The organism is Rhizobacter terrae, assembly GCF_003852895.1.
Lineage (GTDB): Bacteria > Pseudomonadota > Gammaproteobacteria > Burkholderiales > Burkholderiaceae_C > Albitalea > Albitalea terrae.
In genome coordinates, this window is sequence record NZ_QUSW01000001.1 from 764,287 (window position 1) to 779,527 (window position 15,241).

Annotated in this window: 14 protein-coding genes; 6 read left to right on the plus strand and 8 right to left on the minus strand. The window is 66.8% G+C overall.

What is annotated here, in order from left to right; translation table 11 throughout:
* Positions 1-4: 4 nt before the first annotated feature.
* Positions 5-391: a response regulator gene (locus DZC73_RS03505; protein WP_124538795.1), complete on the minus strand. Its 387-nt coding sequence runs from the start codon at positions 389-391 to the stop codon at positions 5-7.
* A gap of 495 nt (positions 392-886) precedes the next feature.
* Here DZC73_RS03505 and DZC73_RS03510 point away from each other — a divergent pair, with 495 nt between their 5' ends.
* The 5 genes from DZC73_RS03510 to DZC73_RS03530 all read left to right on the plus strand — a co-directional run bounded on the left by DZC73_RS03510 (position 887) and on the right by DZC73_RS03530 (position 5,027).
* A complete protein-coding gene (locus DZC73_RS03510; RefSeq protein ID WP_124538796.1) occupies positions 887-1,216 on the plus strand; it encodes a hypothetical protein in 330 nt (109 codons plus the stop codon).
* 16 nt (positions 1,217-1,232) lie between these two features.
* The gene (locus DZC73_RS03515) at positions 1,233-2,192 is read left to right on the plus strand and encodes a homoserine kinase (protein WP_124538797.1); all 960 of its coding nucleotides are present in this window, start codon (positions 1,233-1,235) and stop codon (positions 2,190-2,192) included.
* On the plus strand, positions 2,189-2,983 hold the full coding sequence (locus DZC73_RS03520) for a BPSS1780 family membrane protein (RefSeq protein ID WP_124538798.1): 795 nt from the start codon (positions 2,189-2,191) through the stop codon (positions 2,981-2,983). The genes DZC73_RS03515 and DZC73_RS03520 overlap by 4 nt, the downstream gene beginning before the upstream one ends.
* Positions 2,980-3,729, plus strand: coding sequence for an SDR family oxidoreductase (locus DZC73_RS03525; protein ID WP_124538799.1), 750 nt, complete (start codon positions 2,980-2,982; stop codon positions 3,727-3,729). Before DZC73_RS03520 ends, DZC73_RS03525 begins: the two co-directional genes overlap by 4 nt.
* 122 nt (positions 3,730-3,851) lie before the next feature.
* Positions 3,852-5,027 carry a hypothetical protein gene (locus tag DZC73_RS03530; RefSeq protein WP_124538800.1) on the plus strand — a complete coding sequence of 392 codons (1,176 nt, stop codon included), beginning with the start codon at positions 3,852-3,854 and terminating at the stop codon, positions 5,025-5,027.
* A 10-nt stretch (positions 5,028-5,037) separates the two neighbouring features.
* Here the strand turns inward: DZC73_RS03530 and metE are convergent, their stop codons facing one another.
* A complete protein-coding gene (metE, locus tag DZC73_RS03535) occupies positions 5,038-7,356 on the minus strand; it encodes a 5-methyltetrahydropteroyltriglutamate--homocysteine S-methyltransferase (RefSeq protein ID WP_124538801.1) in 2,319 nt (772 codons plus the stop codon).
* Between the two features lie 96 nt (positions 7,357-7,452).
* On the opposite strand from metE, the gene DZC73_RS03540 reads away from it, so the two are divergent.
* The gene (locus DZC73_RS03540; protein ID WP_124538802.1) at positions 7,453-8,379 is read left to right on the plus strand and encodes a LysR family transcriptional regulator; all 927 of its coding nucleotides are present in this window, start codon (positions 7,453-7,455) and stop codon (positions 8,377-8,379) included.
* A gap of 6 nt (positions 8,380-8,385) precedes the next feature.
* Here DZC73_RS03540 and DZC73_RS03545 read toward each other — a convergent pair whose 3' ends face one another.
* The 6 genes from DZC73_RS03545 to DZC73_RS03570 form a co-directional block, all read right to left on the minus strand.
* Positions 8,386-9,321 (minus strand): AraC family transcriptional regulator, encoded by a 936-nt coding sequence (locus tag DZC73_RS03545; RefSeq protein WP_124538803.1) that lies wholly within the window; start codon positions 9,319-9,321, stop codon positions 8,386-8,388.
* A gap of 18 nt (positions 9,322-9,339) precedes the next feature.
* Entirely contained in the window at positions 9,340-10,713 is a 1,374-nt protein-coding gene (gene dalD, locus DZC73_RS03550) for a D-arabinitol 4-dehydrogenase (RefSeq protein ID WP_198414768.1), read from the minus strand.
* Positions 10,714-10,747: 34 nt separating this feature from the next.
* Positions 10,748-11,803, minus strand: coding sequence for an ABC transporter ATP-binding protein (locus DZC73_RS03555; RefSeq protein WP_124538804.1), 1,056 nt, complete (start codon positions 11,801-11,803; stop codon positions 10,748-10,750).
* 15 nt (positions 11,804-11,818) lie between these two features.
* Positions 11,819-12,655, minus strand: coding sequence for a carbohydrate ABC transporter permease (locus DZC73_RS03560; RefSeq protein WP_198414769.1), 837 nt, complete (start codon positions 12,653-12,655; stop codon positions 11,819-11,821).
* Positions 12,652-13,551 (minus strand): carbohydrate ABC transporter permease, encoded by a 900-nt coding sequence (locus tag DZC73_RS03565; protein WP_124539488.1) that lies wholly within the window; start codon positions 13,549-13,551, stop codon positions 12,652-12,654. The genes DZC73_RS03560 and DZC73_RS03565 overlap by 4 nt, the downstream gene beginning before the upstream one ends.
* Positions 13,552-13,721: 170 nt before the next feature.
* The gene (locus tag DZC73_RS03570) at positions 13,722-15,026 is read right to left on the minus strand and encodes an ABC transporter substrate-binding protein (protein WP_124538805.1); all 1,305 of its coding nucleotides are present in this window, start codon (positions 15,024-15,026) and stop codon (positions 13,722-13,724) included.
* Positions 15,027-15,241 lie beyond the last annotated feature (215 nt).

Genomic DNA, 15,241 nt, shown 5'->3' on the forward strand with positions numbered 1-15,241 from the left:
GCCCTCAGCGTTGTGCCGCCTCGGCGCGCCGTTTCATCACGGCATTCACCTCCGCCAGGAATTCCTTGTAGCGGATGGGCTTGGTCACGTAGCCGTCACAGCCGGCCTTGCGCGTCTCGTCTTCGTCGCCCTTCATGGCAAAGGCGGTGAGCGCGATGACCGGGAGCTGGGCGGTGCGCGGGTCGGCCTTCAGCCGCCGGGTGGCGGCCAGTCCGTCGATGTCGGGCAGCTGGATGTCCATGAGGACCAGGTCCGGCTGCTCTCGCCGCGCGATTTCGATGCCCTCGGCCGCATGGTCGGCCTGGAGAATGGAATGGCCTGCACTTTCGAGGATCGCCACGGTGAGCGCCATGTTCACCGGCGAATCCTCGATCACGAGTATTCGAAGCATCTGTAATTCTCTTTTCCCTGTTTGCCGGCCTTTGAACGCCGGCTGGCAACGACCGTCCCAGGGTACTCCCGAGGCAGTCCCAGCCATTGTGTACAACCGTAAACCTTCGCGCCACCCCGTCAACCTGTAAAGGCTGACAGTTGTGACGCAGTGCGCCCTCTTGATACGGTTACACCTGCTCGAAGACGCGCTGCGGCTGGTTTACCCCTCGGACTCCCCTCGCCCGCCGCAAACCTGCTGGTCCCGTGTCCACCGGTTAAAGGCAGGGCGTTTTCGAGCACCCCTCTCTCCACGTTTCACACCCAATTTCCCTGGGGCGCCCGTCGTGGGGCCGTTCGTGTCCACCTTGCGGCAGTTTCCGGTCCTCTGCGGCGTCGCCCCGGCAGTCCTTGGCTCCTCCTTGGCTTCCACAACGGGCGCCGTCGGCAGATGCGGCGGGCGCCTCGTCCTTTCGTCCTACGGCGCGCGGGGGCTTGCGGGCCTAAAATGACCTGCATGAGCACCCTCGCCCGTCACCTTGCCGCCGCTGCCGGCGCCTTCCTCGCCCTGACGCTGTCCGCCGGCACCGTCCGTGCGGCCGAAGCCGAGGCCGACCGGCCGGCGAAGGATGGCGAGCCGAAGGTGCAGCGCACGGTGATCGAAGACGATGCCACCCGCATCGAAGAACTGAAGGTACGCGGCCAAACGCAGCGCATCACGGTCACCCCCAAGGGACTGAAGAGCTACGAGATTCTTCCGGCCGACCAGGGTCGCGACATGTCCGACAGTGCAAGCTCGCAGCGGGGCGCCGCCGGCAAGCGCGTCTGGCACGTCATGTCTTTCTAGAACTTTTCCAGTCCTCATGGCCGTCTTCACCGAGGTCTCGTTCGGCGAGGCCGCATCGCTCGTGTCCCGGCTTCGCATCGGCGAGCTGACCACCCTCACCGGCATCACCGCCGGCATCGAGAACACCAACTACTTCGCCGACACCACCGAGGGCCGCTATGTGCTCACGGTGTTCGAACGGCTGACCTTCGAGCAGTTGCCCTTCTACCTGCACCTGATGAAGCACCTGGCCCGCAAGGGCATCGCGGTGCCCGACCCGAAAGCCGACGAGACAGGCAGCATCCTGCACACCGTGCAGGGCAAGCCCGCCGCGGTGGTCGACCGGCTGCGCGGCAAGCACCACATGGCGCCTGACGTGGCCCACTGCGCGAGCGTGGGTGACATGCTCGCCCGAATGCACATCGCGGGACAGGATTTCGCCATGCACCAGCCCAACCTGCGCGGCCTGCCCTGGTGGGAAGAGACGGTGCCGGTGGTGCTGCCCCACCTGGATGCCGCGCAAGCCGAACTCATCAGCGCGGAGCTGGTTTTCCAGCAGCACGTGGCGGCCTCGGCGCAATACCTGTCGCTGCCGCGCGGCCCCATCCACGCCGACCTCTTCCGCGACAACGTCATGTTCGAGGACGACGAGCTCACCGGCTTCTTCGATTTCTATTTCGCCGGCATGGACACCCTGCTCTTCGACATCGCGGTGTGCCTGAACGACTGGTGCATCGACCTCGAATCGGGCCGGCTCGAAGACGAGCGGGCCCATGCCTTCGTGGCCGCCTACGATGCGGTGCGCCCGCTGGGCGGCGCCGAGCTGCGCCTGCTGCCGGCCATGCTGCGCGCCGGCGCCCTGCGCTTCTGGATCTCGCGGCTGTGGGACTTCCACCTGCCGCGCGACGCCAGCATGCTCAAGCCACACGACCCCACGCACTTCGAGCGTGTCCTGCGCGAGCGCGTGGACACGCCCTGGCACTACGCACGCGCATGAAACTCAAGCTGGTTCCGCCGCAGCAAGGCCTGCTCTGGGTGCGCCATGGCCTGAAGGTGTTCTTCAAGCGGCCCATGTCCTTCACCATGCTGCTGCTCATCTTCATGCTGGTGGCGCCGTCGGTGGTGCTGGCCATCGCGCCGCTGGCCACCATCGCCTTCATGCTGGCCACGCAGCACACGCTGCTGGGCCGCGTGCCCACGCCGGCGGTGTACGTGCAGCCGCTGCAGGTCGACAAGGCGCGGACCTGGGCGCACGTCCGCCTGGGCCTGGCCTACGCGGCCTGCGCCGTGGTCGTGTACCTGGCCGCTGGCGCCGCTGCCGGCGACTCGCTGGCCAACCTGCGAGAAGCGCTGATCGCCAACAAGTCCCCCGAGGAAGTGGCCGCGCTGATGGCCGACCCGCGGGTGCAGTACTGGTACCTCGTCATCATGGGCGGCCTGGGCCTGGCCTCCGTGCCTTTCTGGTACGCGCCGCCCCTCATCCACTGGGGCGGCATGGGGGCAGCCAAGGCGGTGTTCTTCAGCACCGTGGCCTGCTGGCGCAACAAGGGCGCGCTGGCCTTGTTTTCCCTTGCGTGGTTCGGCGTGGTGATGGCGATGGCCTTCGTCTCGCTGACCGTCTTCACGCTGATGGGGCTGCCGCAGATGGCGCTGGCCGCGATGGTCCTCGGCGGCCTGATGCTTTCGGCCGCCTTCTACGCGTCGCTCTTCTTCACCTTCGCCGATTGTTTCGAGCCGGCCGACACGCGGGACCTGCCGCTCGATCTGCCGCCACAGGAGCCGACATGAACAAGGTCGCCATCGTCACGGGCGCCGGCAGCGGCATCGGCCGCGCCACCGCCATCGCCTTGCTGCAAGCCGGCTGGCAGGTGGCCCTGGCGGGTCGGCGCGAAGACGCCCTGCTCGCCTCGGTGCAGGAAGCTGGCGATGCCGGCTCTCGCACCCTGGCCGTTTCCACCGACGTGCGCGACCCGGCCTCGGTGAAGGCCTTGTTCGACAAGACCCGCGACACCTTCGGCCGGCTGGACCTGCTGTTCAACAACGCCGGCACCGGCACGCCGCCCGTGCCGCTGGAAGACCTCACGGTCGAGCAGTGGAAGAACACGGTGGACATCAACCTCACCGGCGCCTTCCTGTGCACTCAGGAGGCCTTCCGGCTGATGAAAGCGCAGACGCCGCGCGGCGGTCGCATCATCAACAACGGGTCCATCTCCGCGCATGCGCCGCGGCCCTTCACCGCGCCCTACACCGCCACCAAGCACGCCATCACCGGCCTCACCAAAGCCACCTCGCTGGACGGCCGCGCCTACGACATCGCCTGCGGGCAGATCGACATCGGCAACGCCGCCACCGACATGACCGAACGCATGGCGCAGGGCATCCTGCAGCCGCGCGGCGACATGATGGTCGAGCCGCGCATGGATGTGCGCCACGTGGCCGATGCGATCGTGCAGATGGCGTCGCTGCCGCTGGAAGCGAACGTGCAGTTCATGACGATCATGGCGACGAAGATGCCCTACATCGGGCGCGGCTGAACGAGCGCTGCCCCCCGAATGGGGGTCTCCGTCTCGTCAGTTACATCGAGGTTACTCATCCAGAATCCCCGGCACCGCACGCTCGTGCGGACAAGCACGGCTCCAGGACCGAGGGGGATTCCATGACATTCATCGCAAGGCTGCGTTGCGCAGCCGCCCAGGCCGCGGCCGTCTTCTTGGTTGCCGGCTGCGGCGGTGGTGGCGGCGGCTCCGACGGTTCGCTTCCGACCGCCCACTCGGTCTCGGTCACCAACGTGCAGGTGCCGGCAGTCAAGCACGAGGTCTTCGAGGGCTACGATGGCATTCCCAAGTTCCAGGTCGTCGCCGACCTGACCGGCGACCTGTCCCAGCTCAACGGCAAGACGATCTTCGTCAACGTCGAGGATCCGGACCATCTCGTGGCCCAGGCCTACGTGATCCTTTCCGGAGGCGCCTCGGGGAACACGCTGGTCATCGAACCCTGGAACTTCAACGCGACGGTGGGACACCTCAAGGGCGCCTTGCGAATCTTCCTGTGCCTGGACGCGGCGTGCACCACGCCACTGGGCAACACGCCGATCTCCGTGCCCTACGACATCACGGTGCTCCCGGGGCTGAAGGTGTCTGCCGGCGAGTCGATCGACATGCAGGCAGCCTTCGGCGGCACGACCCAGACGACTGTGGGCGTCACCCTGCCGCCTGGCACGCAGTCCTGGGAAGCGCACATCTGGAATTCGCAGTCGCTGGGCTTCCCGACGACGGACGCCGTCACGCTCGAGACGACGAATGCGCCGTCGCCTGCGGTCACGCTCAAGGCCGGTCTCACGCGCGTCGGAAAGTTCCAGCCGTTCCTGGCCCTGACCGCGACGGCGGTGACTTCCACAGGCCGGCAAGTCCTGCTGCAGCAGACGACGCCGATCAACTACACCATCACCGCCACCGGTAGCGGGGCCGTGGCACAGCCGGCCAGTTCGACCTTCACCATGCCCGTGTCCAGCCGCGTGGACGTCGCGACTGTCCGCGTCCTGGAAGCCAGCGGCGTCCACCCCATCAACCTGGTCGACCACATCGAGTACCTGCCGCCCGGCGCGTCGGGCAATGCCAACGCCGGTGGCTTCGAGTGGCTGGTCGCCAGTTCGACCATGGATGCGCAAGACTTCGACACCCTGTCGCTGGCGGCGCACGCCTGCCCGCTGAGCGGCACCGGCGGTTGCCTGGCCCCTGGCCGCTATGACGCCATCGTCTACATGACGAACGTCGCCGCGAACGGAAGCGTCACGCTCATGCCCTATCCCGTGAGCCTGACCGTCACGCCCTGAACGCGCTGGCTCAGCCGGCTTGCCGCATCTGCTTGGCCGCCTGAACCATGTTGCGCAGCGCGGCCTCGGTCTCCGGCCAGCCGCGGGTCTTCAGCCCGCAGTCCGGGTTCACCCACAGGTTGCGAGCCGGCACGACCTCGGCGGCCTTGCGCATCAGGCGCACCATCTCGTCGACCTCGGGCACGCGCGGCGAGTGGATGTCATACACGCCCGGCCCGATCTCGTTGGGGTAGCGGAAGCTGCCGAATCCCGCGAGCAGTTCCATGTCGGAGCGGCTGGTCTCGATGGTGATGACGTCCGCATCCATCGCCGCGATCTCGGCCAGGATGTCGTTGAACTCCGAGTAGCACATGTGGGTGTGGATCTGCGTCTCGTCGTGCACGCCGCTGGCGCTCACGCGGAAGGCGTGCGTCGCCCAGGCGAGGTAGGCGGCACGGTCGGCGCGGCGAAGCGGCAGGCCTTCGCGGATGGCCGGCTCGTCGATCTGGATGATGCCGATGCCCGCGCGCTCCAGGTCGCACACCTCATCGCGGATGGCCAGCGCGATCTGCAAGGCAGTGGCCGAGCGCGGCTGGTCGTCGCGCACGAAGGACCACTGCAAGATGGTGATCGGCCCGGTGAGCATGCCCTTCATCGGCCGCTTCGTCAGGCTCTGCGCGTAGACCGTCCAGTCCACCGTCATGGCCTTGGGGCGCGACACGTCACCGAACAGCACAGGCGGCTTCACGCAGCGTGAGCCGTAGGACTGCACCCAGCCGTTGGCGGTGAAGGCGAAGCCCTCCAGTTGCTCGCCGAAATACTCCACCATGTCGTTGCGCTCGGCCTCGCCGTGCACGAGCACGTCGATGTCCAGCGACTCCTGCACCTTCACCGCATGGGCGATCTCGCGGTGCATCGCCTCGACGTAGTCCCCCTCGGCCAACTCGCCGCGGCGCAAGGCCGCCCGCGCCGCGCGGATCTCGGCGGTCTGCGGGAAGGAGCCGATGGTGGTGGTCGGGAAGGCCGGCAGCTTGAAGCGCTGCTGCTGGATGGCCTGGCGCCGGGTGAATGCCGCGTGGCGCTGGTCCACGTCGGCAGCAAGCGTCGCCGCGCGTTCGGCCACGGCCGGGTTCTTCACCCGCGGGCTGCTGCGGCGGGCGGCCTGCGCTGACCGTGCGGCGAAGAGTTCAGCACGCACGGCGGTCGGACCATCCACCAGGGCCTGCTTGAGCACGCGGATCTCGTCGAGCTTCTCCTTGGCGCCCGCCAGCCAGCTTTGCAGCTCGGCGTCCAGCGCCTTGTCCTCGCGCAGGGTGGTGGGCACGTGCAGCAGCGAGCAGGAAGCGGCCACCCACAGACGGCCGTTGCGGTGCGCCAGCGTCGTGCGCAGCCGATCGAGCGCGAGGTCGAGGTCGCCGCGCCAGATGTTGCGGCCATCCACGATGCCCACCGACAGCTCGCGCTCCAGCGGTAGCTGGCGCGTCACGGTTTCGAGTTCATCGAGAGCGCGCACGGCATCCACATGCAGACCAGCGACCGGCAGCGAACAGGCCAGCGCGAGGTTGTCGCGCAGAGGCGCGAAGTAGGTGGCCAGCAGCACCGACACGTCGGCGCGCCTCAGCGCCTCGTAGGCCGGCGCGAAGGCATCGCGCCAGGCGGCAGGCAAGTCCACGCCGAGGATGGGCTCGTCGATCTGCACCCACTGGATGCCGGCCGTGCCCAGGCGCTGGAGGATCTCCGCGTACGCCTTCAGCAACTGCGGCAGCAGGCTCAGGCGATCGAACCCTGCCGCTTTCTCCTTGCCCAGCCACAGGAAGCTCAGGGGCCCGAGCAGCACAGGCTTCACGCGGTGGCCAAGCTTGAGCGCCTCCTCCACCTCGCCGAAGAGGCGGCGTGACGACAGCTTGAACTGCGTGTGGCTGTCGAACTCCGGCACCAGGTAGTGGTAGTTGGTGTCGAACCATTTCGTCATTTCCAGCGCGTGGCGGGCCTCGCCGTGCGAATGGCCGCAGGCGCATTCGGCCTGCGCTTCCTTCTCGGCGGCCACGCCGCGGGCCATGGTGAAGTAGCGCGCCAGCTCGCTCTCGTGCTCGACGAAGCCGAAGCGCGCCGGCTCGCAGCCCAGCAGCTGGATGTGGTTGGCGACCTGGTCGTAGAAGGCGAAGTCGCCCACCGTCACGAAGTCCAGGCCGGCATCGCGCTGCAGTTGCCAGTGGCGGGCACGCAATTCACGCCCCGCGGCTTCGAGCTGGTCGGCATCGATCTCGCCGCGCCAATGGCGCTCCAGGGCGAACTTCAGCTCGCGGTGTTCACCAATGCGCGGAAAGCCAAGGACGTGGGCGGAAATCATGTTCGTGACGACAGCAGTTGAATCGGTCTGGCATGTTCGGCCGCCCGCCTCTATGATTCAAGCGAAAGTTTTTTCGCACCATCATGAATTCGTCTCATGCAATCAATTCTTGAACTTCGGCACCTGCGCACGCTCGTGGCGCTGCGCGAGGCAGGCAACCTCTCGCGTGCCTCGCAACTGCTGAACGTCACGCAGTCGGCGTTGTCACACCAGCTGCGCCTGATCGAAGACCACTACGCCACCAGCGTCTTCGAGCGCAAGTCCAACCCGGTGAGCTTCACCGCCACGGGCCGGCGGCTGCTGGCACTGGCCGATGCGGTGCTGCCTTCGGTGGACGAAGCGGAACGCGACGTGGCCAAGCTGGTGTCGGGCGCGAGCGGCGCCATGCGCATCGCCGTGGAATGCCACACCTGCTTCGACTGGCTCATGCCGGTGATGGACGCCTTCCGCACCCGCTGGCCCGAGGTGGAATTGGACATCGTGTCCGGCTTCCATGCCGACCCGGTGGGCCTGCTGCACCAGGACCGCGCCGAGATCGCCATCGTGTCCGAGCTCAACGACACCGACGAGAAAGGCGTGGCCTACCACCCGCTGTTCAGCTTCGAGATCGTCGCGCTGCTGCCGCAAGGCCATGCGCTGCTGGCGAAGACCCACCTGCGGCCGAAGGACTTCGCCAACCAGACACTCATCACCTACCCGGTGCCCGACGACATGCTGGACCTGGTGCGGCGCGTGCTGATTCCCGCCGGCGTGTCGCCCGCGCGGCGCACGACCGAGTTGACCGTGGCCATCCTGCAGCTCGTCGCCAGCGGTCGTGGCATTGCTGCGCTGCCGCTGTGGGCGGTGAAGGGCTACCTGGACCGGGGCTACGTCGCGAGCGCTCGCATCGGCGCGAAGGGGTTGACGGGTCGCCTGTACGCCGCGGTACCGGAGCGTCTCAACGAACGCGCCTACGTGAAGGAGTTCGTGCAGCTCATGCGCGAGACATCGCTGCTCACGCTGGAGGGCGTGTCCCTGCTCTGACCGGCCTCAATGCCGGGTCCCGAAGCGGATCTCGCCCTGCCTTCGGTAGTCCCGCGGCGTCATGCCCTTGATGTCCAGGAACCGCCGGTTGAAGTTCGCCACGTTGTTGAAGCCCACCATGAAGCAGATGTCGGTGATGAGGCTGTCGGACTCCAGCAGCAGCTGGCAGGCGCGGCTGATGCGCACGCGGTTGACGAAGTCGGTGAAGGTGTTGCCGGTGGCGCGGCGGAAGAAGCGGCTGAAGCGGCTTTCGGTCATGCCGAACTCGGCCGCGACCTCCGCGGCCGACAAGGGCTCCGACAGGTTCTCGGTGATGCGGCTGACCACCGCATCGATCTGCGCGAGCGAGCGGTCGTCGTCCACGCCCTGCAGTTGCATGCTCGACAGCAGCCGGTAGTCGGTGCTGCTCGCCAGGTCGGCCATGAAGCTGCAGAAGGCCGCGAAACGGTGGGCGCCTCGCGTCTGCTTGACCTGCTCCCAATGGTCTCTCGCCTGCTCGGCCATGCCGAAGAACTCGATGCCGTGCTTGGCGCGTTCGAGCATGGGCATCACCGCGGCGAGTTCGGGCACCACGTCGGCCATGCGCGCAATGGGCTCATGCGGGAACTGGATGACCATGTCGCGCGTGGCCACGCCCTGCTCCGGCAAATCCATGGACACCCAGTTGTGCGGCAGACGCGGGCCGGTGAGCACCAGGTGCCCCGGCTGGAACTGGCCGATCCAATCGCCCACGAAAGCCTTGCCCGAGGTGGCCACGATGAGGTGCAGCTCGTACTCGTCGTGGTAGTGCCAGCGCGCCAACGGCGTGGGAAAGCCGTGCTTGAGGCAGCGGATGATGCCGGTCTCGTCAGCCGGCTCGTAGCCCAGCGACGGACTGCGTGAGAGTTCCAGTTCGAGAACGGGCTTGATCTGTCGAGGAAGCTGCCGGGGTCTGGATCGCATCGAACCACTCCTTGGAGGTCACAGCATCGTACTCAGCTTTTGCGAGGCCTGGCGGACGGATGTCACGACACGTTCATCGCCTGCAAGTTCGCCCCACAGCGCCGCGTCCGCGCACAGGGCGGCCACCGGGTCGGCGGCATCGCAGATGGCGTGGGCCGCCGCGGGGTTCATGGCCTGGTCCTGGTAGTCGTAGGGCACCTGGCCGCGGTGCCAGCGCTGCAGGAAGGCCAGGAACAGCGCCGGCAGCATGGCCACGCTGGACACGCCCAGGCCGCGCTTGAGGCGATCGCGGAAGGTCGGCACGATGAAGCCCGGGATCTTCGAGAAGCCATCCATCGCCACGCGCTGGTTGGTGTCGAGGATGGCGGGGTTGCCGAATCGGTCCAGCACGGTGTCGCGGTAGGCGGCCAGGTCGATGGGGCTGGGCAGCAGCACCGGAATCACGTCGTCGGTGACGTAGTCGTAGGCCACCTGCCGCACCTGCGCATCGTGCGTGCCTTCATGGATGAACTCGTAGCCCTTGAGCGTGCCGAACCAGGCGATGGCGCTGTGCGTCGCGTTCAGCAGCCGGATCTTGGCTTCCTCGTACGGGTCCACCGAGGCCACCATCTCCACGCCCACCGATTCCCACTGCGGACGGCCGGCGATGAACTTGTCCTCGATGACCCACTGGATGAAGCTCTCGGCCATCACCGGCGCGGCGTCCTCGCGGCCGGTGGCGGCCTGCACGCGCTGCGCCACCTCGGGCGTCGGGCGCGGCGTGATGCGGTCGACCATGCTGTTGGGGCAGCTCGTGTGGCGGTTCACCCAGTCCAGCAGTGCCTCGTCGCCCACGAGCTTCAGGAACTGCGTGAGGCCGTCGCGCGTGCGGTCGCCGTTGTGGCGCAGGTTGTCGCAGTTCAGGAGCGTCACCGGCCCGCCGCTGCGGCGCATGCGCTCGCGCAGGATGGCGGTGAGCGCGCCGTAGATGGTCACGCCCGGCTCATGCGAGCGGGCACGCCGCACGTCCTGCGCGAGGTCGTCGAAGCCGAGGTCCAGCTGGCCTTGCAGGTTGAAGTAGTAGCCCGCCTCGGTCACGGTGAAGGACACGACGCGGGTGTCGGCGCGCGCGCCGATGTCGATGAGGCCCGACAGCGATGCATCCCATGGCACCACGGTGCGGATGGCCTCGATGCGCTCATAGGCGCGCACGCCGGCCGGCGTCACCGTCTCGAGCGTGTAGGCACCGCCCTGGCGCGTGAGGGCGTCCATGGTGGCCGCGGCGTCGGGGCGGATGTTCCCGCCGGCGAGCACCCAGGAATGGTCGCCCGACTCGATCAGGCGATGCACATACACCGCCTGGTGCGCGCGGTGGAAGGACCCCAGGCCGAGATGAAGAATGGTCAACTGCATTGCAATACGGCTCTTGGCTTCTGGTGTTCCGGAATCAATGGGCGACCGCGGCCGCCGGGCTGTGGGTGACGCGGCCGTTGGCGTCGAAGATGTGGGCGCTTCCAGGGTCGAAGGCCAGCCCCACGGAATCTCCTGCGGACAGTGCGCTGCGGGTGGACTGGCGCGAGATGAACTGCGCACCCTGGTCGGTGCTGACGTGGATCAGCGTCTCCGCCCCCAGCGACTCGACGAGGTCGACATGGCCGCCCACCTGGCCCGATCCGCGCGGCGTGAGCGACACGCTCTCCGGCCGCATGCCCACGAAGCCGCCGGCCGGGACCTTCAGGCCCAGCACGCTCTCCAGTTGCGGCACCGCCGATGCCTCGACGATGTTCATCTGCGGCGTGCCGATGAACTGCGCGACGAAGCGGTTGGCCGGCTTGTCGTACAGCTCCAGCGGCGTGCCCACCTGCTCGATGGCGCCGTCGCGCAGCACCACCACGCGGTCGGCCAGCGTCATGGCCTCGACCTGGTCGTGCGTCACGTAGATGGTGGTGGCGCCGAGGTCGCGGTGCAGGCGGGCAATCTCCACGCGCGTCTGGCCGCGCAGCGCGGCGTCGAGGTTGGACAGCGGCTCGTCGAACAGGAACACCTTGGGTGCACGCACGATCGCGCGGCCGATGGCGACGCGCTGCCTCTGCCCACCCGAGAGTTCACGCGGCGTGCGCGCCAGGTAGGGCACGAGGTTGAGGATCTCCGCCGCACGCTGCACCTTCTCGCGGATGACGGCCTTGTCCACGTTGGCCAGCCGCAGCGCGAAGGACATGTTGTCCGCCACGCTCATGTGCGGGTACAGCGCGTAGGACTGGAACACCATCGCGAGGTCGCGCTTTGAAGAAGGCAGGTGCGTGATGTCGCGGCCGTCCAGCGACAGCGAGCCGCCGTCGATGGTCTCCAGGCCGGCGATGAGGCGCAGCAGCGTCGACTTGCCGCAGCCCGACGGCCCCACGAACACGATGAACTCGCCCTTCTCGATGGACAGGTCCACGCCCTTGATGGCGCGCGTGTTGCCGAAGTGCTTCTCGACGCGCTTGAGTTGGAGGAATGACATGGCAGGACTTCCTGATTACTTGACGGCGCCGAAGGTCAGCCCCTGCACGAGCTGCTTCTGGCTGAACCAGCCGAAGACGACGATGGGCCCGATGGCCAGCAGCGACGCTGCCGACAACTTGGCCCAGAACAGGCCCTCGGGACTCGAATACGAAGCGATGAGCGTGGCCAGCGTGCCGGCCTTGGCCGAGCTGAGGTTGAGCGACCAGAAGGCCTCGTTCCAGCTCAGCACCAGGCACAGCAGCCCCGTGGATGCGAAGCCGCCCATGCCCAGCGGCAGGATGACGTGGCGGAATTCGCTCCACACCGAGGCGCCGTCCATGCGCGAGGCTTCGAGGATCTCGGGCGGGATGTCCTTGAAGTACGAGTACAGCATCCACACCATGATGGGCAGGTTGGACATCGTGAACACGATGGTCAGCCCGGTGAGCGAGTCGAGGAAGCCCGAGGTCTGCGCGATCACGTAGATGGGCACCAGAGCGCCCACGGCCGGCATCATCTTGGTGGACAGCATCCACATCAGCAGGTCGCGGGTACGGCGCGTGCGGAAGAAGGCCATCGAGTACGCCGCCGGTGCAGCGATGAGCAGGCCCAGCAGCGTGGAGCCCACGCTCGTGATGATGGAGTTGCGCGCATACAGCAGGTAGTCGCTGCGCTCCTGCACCTCGGCGAAGTTCTCCAGCGTGGGCTTGAAGAACAGCTCGGGCGGCACCGCGATGGCCTGCAGCTCGGTCTTGAAGGCAGTGAGGAACAGCCACAGCAGCGGGAACACGAAGATGAGCGTGACCGTCCACGCCGCCACCGTGCGCACCGCCAGCGCGGCCATGGAGCCGGAGTTGCCGTCGCGTGTCATTTGTCGAGGTTCTTTCCGATGAGGCGGATGAGGAACACCGCTGCGATGTTGGCCAGCACCACCGCGAACAGCGCGCCGGCGGAAGCCACGCCCACGTCGAAGTTCATGAGCGCCTGCTTGAAGATGAGGAAGGCGACGTTGGTGCTCTCGTTGCCCGGGCCGCCGCCGGTGGTCGTGAAGATCTCGGCAAACACGCTCATCAGGAAGATCATCTCGATCATGATGACCACCGCGATGGGCCGCGCCAGGTGCGGCAGCGTGAGGAACCAGAAGCGCTGCAAGGCGTTGGCGCCGTCCATGCGCGCGGCCTCCATCTGCTCGCGGTCCAGCGACTGCAGCGAGGTCATGAAGATCAGGCAGGCGAAAGGTAGCCACTGCCACGACACGATGACGATCACCGACAGCAGCGGGTGGTCGGTGAGCCAGTCCACCGGCGCCAGGCCGAAGAAGCCATTGACCTGTGCGAGCACGCCGTAGATGGGGTTCATCATCATGTGCTTCCACAGCAGCGCATTGGCCGTGGGCATGACGAAGAAGGGCGAGATCAGCAGCACGCGCACGATGCCGCGGCCGGGGAACGGTTCATTCACCAGCAGGCCGAGCAGCACGCCCGCCACCACCGTGATCGCGATGACCGAGCCCAGCAGCACCAGCGTGTTGACGATGGCCGGACCGAAGTCGGGGTCGGTGAAGAAGTAGCTGAAGTTGGCCAGGCCCACGAACTCGGTGGGGCCGGGCTGCATGAGGTTGTAGCGGACGACCGAGAAATACAGGCTCATCACCAGCGGCACGATCATCCACAGGAAGAGCGTGCCCACGGCGGGTGCGAGCAGGAAGGTGCGCAGCCAGCGGTGCGGCGGTTTCACCGCGTCGTCGTCGGTGGTGCTCGTCTCCATGCCGAGAGCATCGGCTTTGGAGGCGAGCAGGTCTGTACCGGCCATGATGGCATCTGTACTTTGTTGCATTGGAGTCTCGGGGATACCCTGAAGAACGATGTTCTTCGTACCGAGGGGGTGACGAACCATCGCCGGCGTGCAGGCCGGCGATGGTCCTCAGGCCCGGTGGCTTACTTGTAGTAGCCCGCCTTGCGCATCTCGCGGTCGGCGGCCGTCTGGCTGGCGGCCAGCGCGTCGGCCACGCTGGTCTTGCCGGCCAGTGCCGAGCTCATCTGCTGGCCCACGGCGATGCCGATGGATTGGAACTCCGGAATGGCGGCGAACTGCACGCCGACATACGGGCTCTTGGGCAACGTGCTGTCGTTCGGGTTCGCGCTGTCGATGGCCTTCTTCTCGGCCTCGGCGAAGCGCGCTGCCTTCAGGAATTCAGGCGTGGCGTAGGTCGACTTGCGCGTGCCGGTCGGAACGCTGGCCCAGCCCTTCTCCTTGGCGACGAGCTTGATGTAGTCCTTGGACGTCGCCCACGAGATGAACTTCTGCGCCGAGTCCGCGTTCTTGCTGCCCGCGGGAATGGCCAGCGCCCAGGCCCACAGCCAGTTCGCGCCCTTGGCCGTCACTGCCGTCGGTGCCTGCGCGAAGGCCACCTTGTCGGCCACCTTGCTCTGCTTGGGGTCCGACACGAACGAGGCGGCGATGGTCGCGTCCACCCACATCGCGCACTTGCCGGCGTTGAACAGCGCCAGGATTTCATTGAAGCTGTTGGCCGACGATCCCGGCGGGCCGTAGTTCTTCAGCAGGTCGACGTAGAAGGTGATCGCGTCATTCCAGGGCTTGCTCTGCAGCTGCGGCTTCCAGCTGGTGTCGAACCACTGGCCGCCGTAGGCATTCACCACCGTCGTGATGAAGGCCATGTTGTCGCCCCAGCCCGGCTTGCCGCGCAGGCAGATGCCGTAGGTGCCGTTCTTCGGGTCATGCACCTTGGCGGCGAAGTCCTTCACCTGCGCCCAGGTGGGCTGGTCGGGCATGGTCACGCCCACCTTGTCGGCGAGGTCCTTGCGGTACATGAGCATGGAGCTTTCGCCGTAGAAGGGCGCGGCGAACAGCTTGTTGTCCACCGACAGGCCCTGGCGCATGGCAGGCAGCAGGTCGTCCACGTCGTAGGCTGCGTCGGGCTTGAGTTCCTGCAGCCAGCCCTTCTTGCCCCAGATGGGCGTTTCGTACATGCCGATGGTCATGACGTCGAACTGACCGCCCTTGGTGGCGATGTCGGTCGTGACGCGCTGGCGCAGCACGCCTTCTTCCAGCGTGACCCACTTCAGCTTGATGTCGGGATGGGCGCTCTCGAAATGCTTGCTCAGCTTCTGCATCTCGATCATGTGGCCGTTGTTGACGGTGGCGATCACCAGCTCCGTGGCTTGCGCTGCGCCGGCCAGCGCCAGGGATGCAGCGAGCGCGAGGGTGGCTTTCAGTTTCATCGATGTCTCCTGTGCGGACTTGAGGTCTTGTCATCCTGCACCTGCATGGATGTGCCGGTGGGGATGCTGCGAACTTTAGGGACCGAAACCGATGCGAACGATACAGATTTGTCTGTTCCTGTACGTTCTTTCGCCAGCCTATCAGGACTTGCCCAGGGGAACGCTGGCCCGGCATCCATGAGGTAATCGTGGTTTCTGCACGGTCGTGTTGCGCC

What these genes read in the sequence shown, in the direction of transcription:
- DZC73_RS03505 (WP_124538795.1), bottom strand. Translation starts at nt 391, where the DNA reads ATGCTTCGAATACTCGTGATCGAGGATTCGCCGGTGAACATGGCGCTC.
- DZC73_RS03510 (WP_124538796.1), top strand. Translation starts at nt 887, where the DNA reads ATGAGCACCCTCGCCCGTCACCTTGCCGCCGCTGCCGGCGCCTTCCTC.
- DZC73_RS03515 (WP_124538797.1), top strand. Translation starts at nt 1,233, where the DNA reads ATGGCCGTCTTCACCGAGGTCTCGTTCGGCGAGGCCGCATCGCTCGTG.
- DZC73_RS03520 (WP_124538798.1), top strand. Translation starts at nt 2,189, where the DNA reads ATGAAACTCAAGCTGGTTCCGCCGCAGCAAGGCCTGCTCTGGGTGCGC.
- DZC73_RS03525 (WP_124538799.1), top strand. Translation starts at nt 2,980, where the DNA reads ATGAACAAGGTCGCCATCGTCACGGGCGCCGGCAGCGGCATCGGCCGC.
- DZC73_RS03530 (WP_124538800.1), top strand. Translation starts at nt 3,852, where the DNA reads ATGACATTCATCGCAAGGCTGCGTTGCGCAGCCGCCCAGGCCGCGGCC.
- metE (WP_124538801.1), bottom strand. Translation starts at nt 7,356, where the DNA reads ATGATTTCCGCCCACGTCCTTGGCTTTCCGCGCATTGGTGAACACCGC.
- DZC73_RS03540 (WP_124538802.1), top strand. Translation starts at nt 7,453, where the DNA reads ATGCAATCAATTCTTGAACTTCGGCACCTGCGCACGCTCGTGGCGCTG.
- DZC73_RS03545 (WP_124538803.1), bottom strand. Translation starts at nt 9,321, where the DNA reads ATGCGATCCAGACCCCGGCAGCTTCCTCGACAGATCAAGCCCGTTCTC.
- dalD (WP_198414768.1), bottom strand. Translation starts at nt 10,713, where the DNA reads ATGCAGTTGACCATTCTTCATCTCGGCCTGGGGTCCTTCCACCGCGCG.
- DZC73_RS03555 (WP_124538804.1), bottom strand. Translation starts at nt 11,803, where the DNA reads ATGTCATTCCTCCAACTCAAGCGCGTCGAGAAGCACTTCGGCAACACG.
- DZC73_RS03560 (WP_198414769.1), bottom strand. Translation starts at nt 12,655, where the DNA reads ATGACACGCGACGGCAACTCCGGCTCCATGGCCGCGCTGGCGGTGCGC.
- DZC73_RS03565 (WP_124539488.1), bottom strand. Translation starts at nt 13,551, where the DNA reads ATGGAGACGAGCACCACCGACGACGACGCGGTGAAACCGCCGCACCGC.
- DZC73_RS03570 (WP_124538805.1), bottom strand. Translation starts at nt 15,026, where the DNA reads ATGAAACTGAAAGCCACCCTCGCGCTCGCTGCATCCCTGGCGCTGGCC.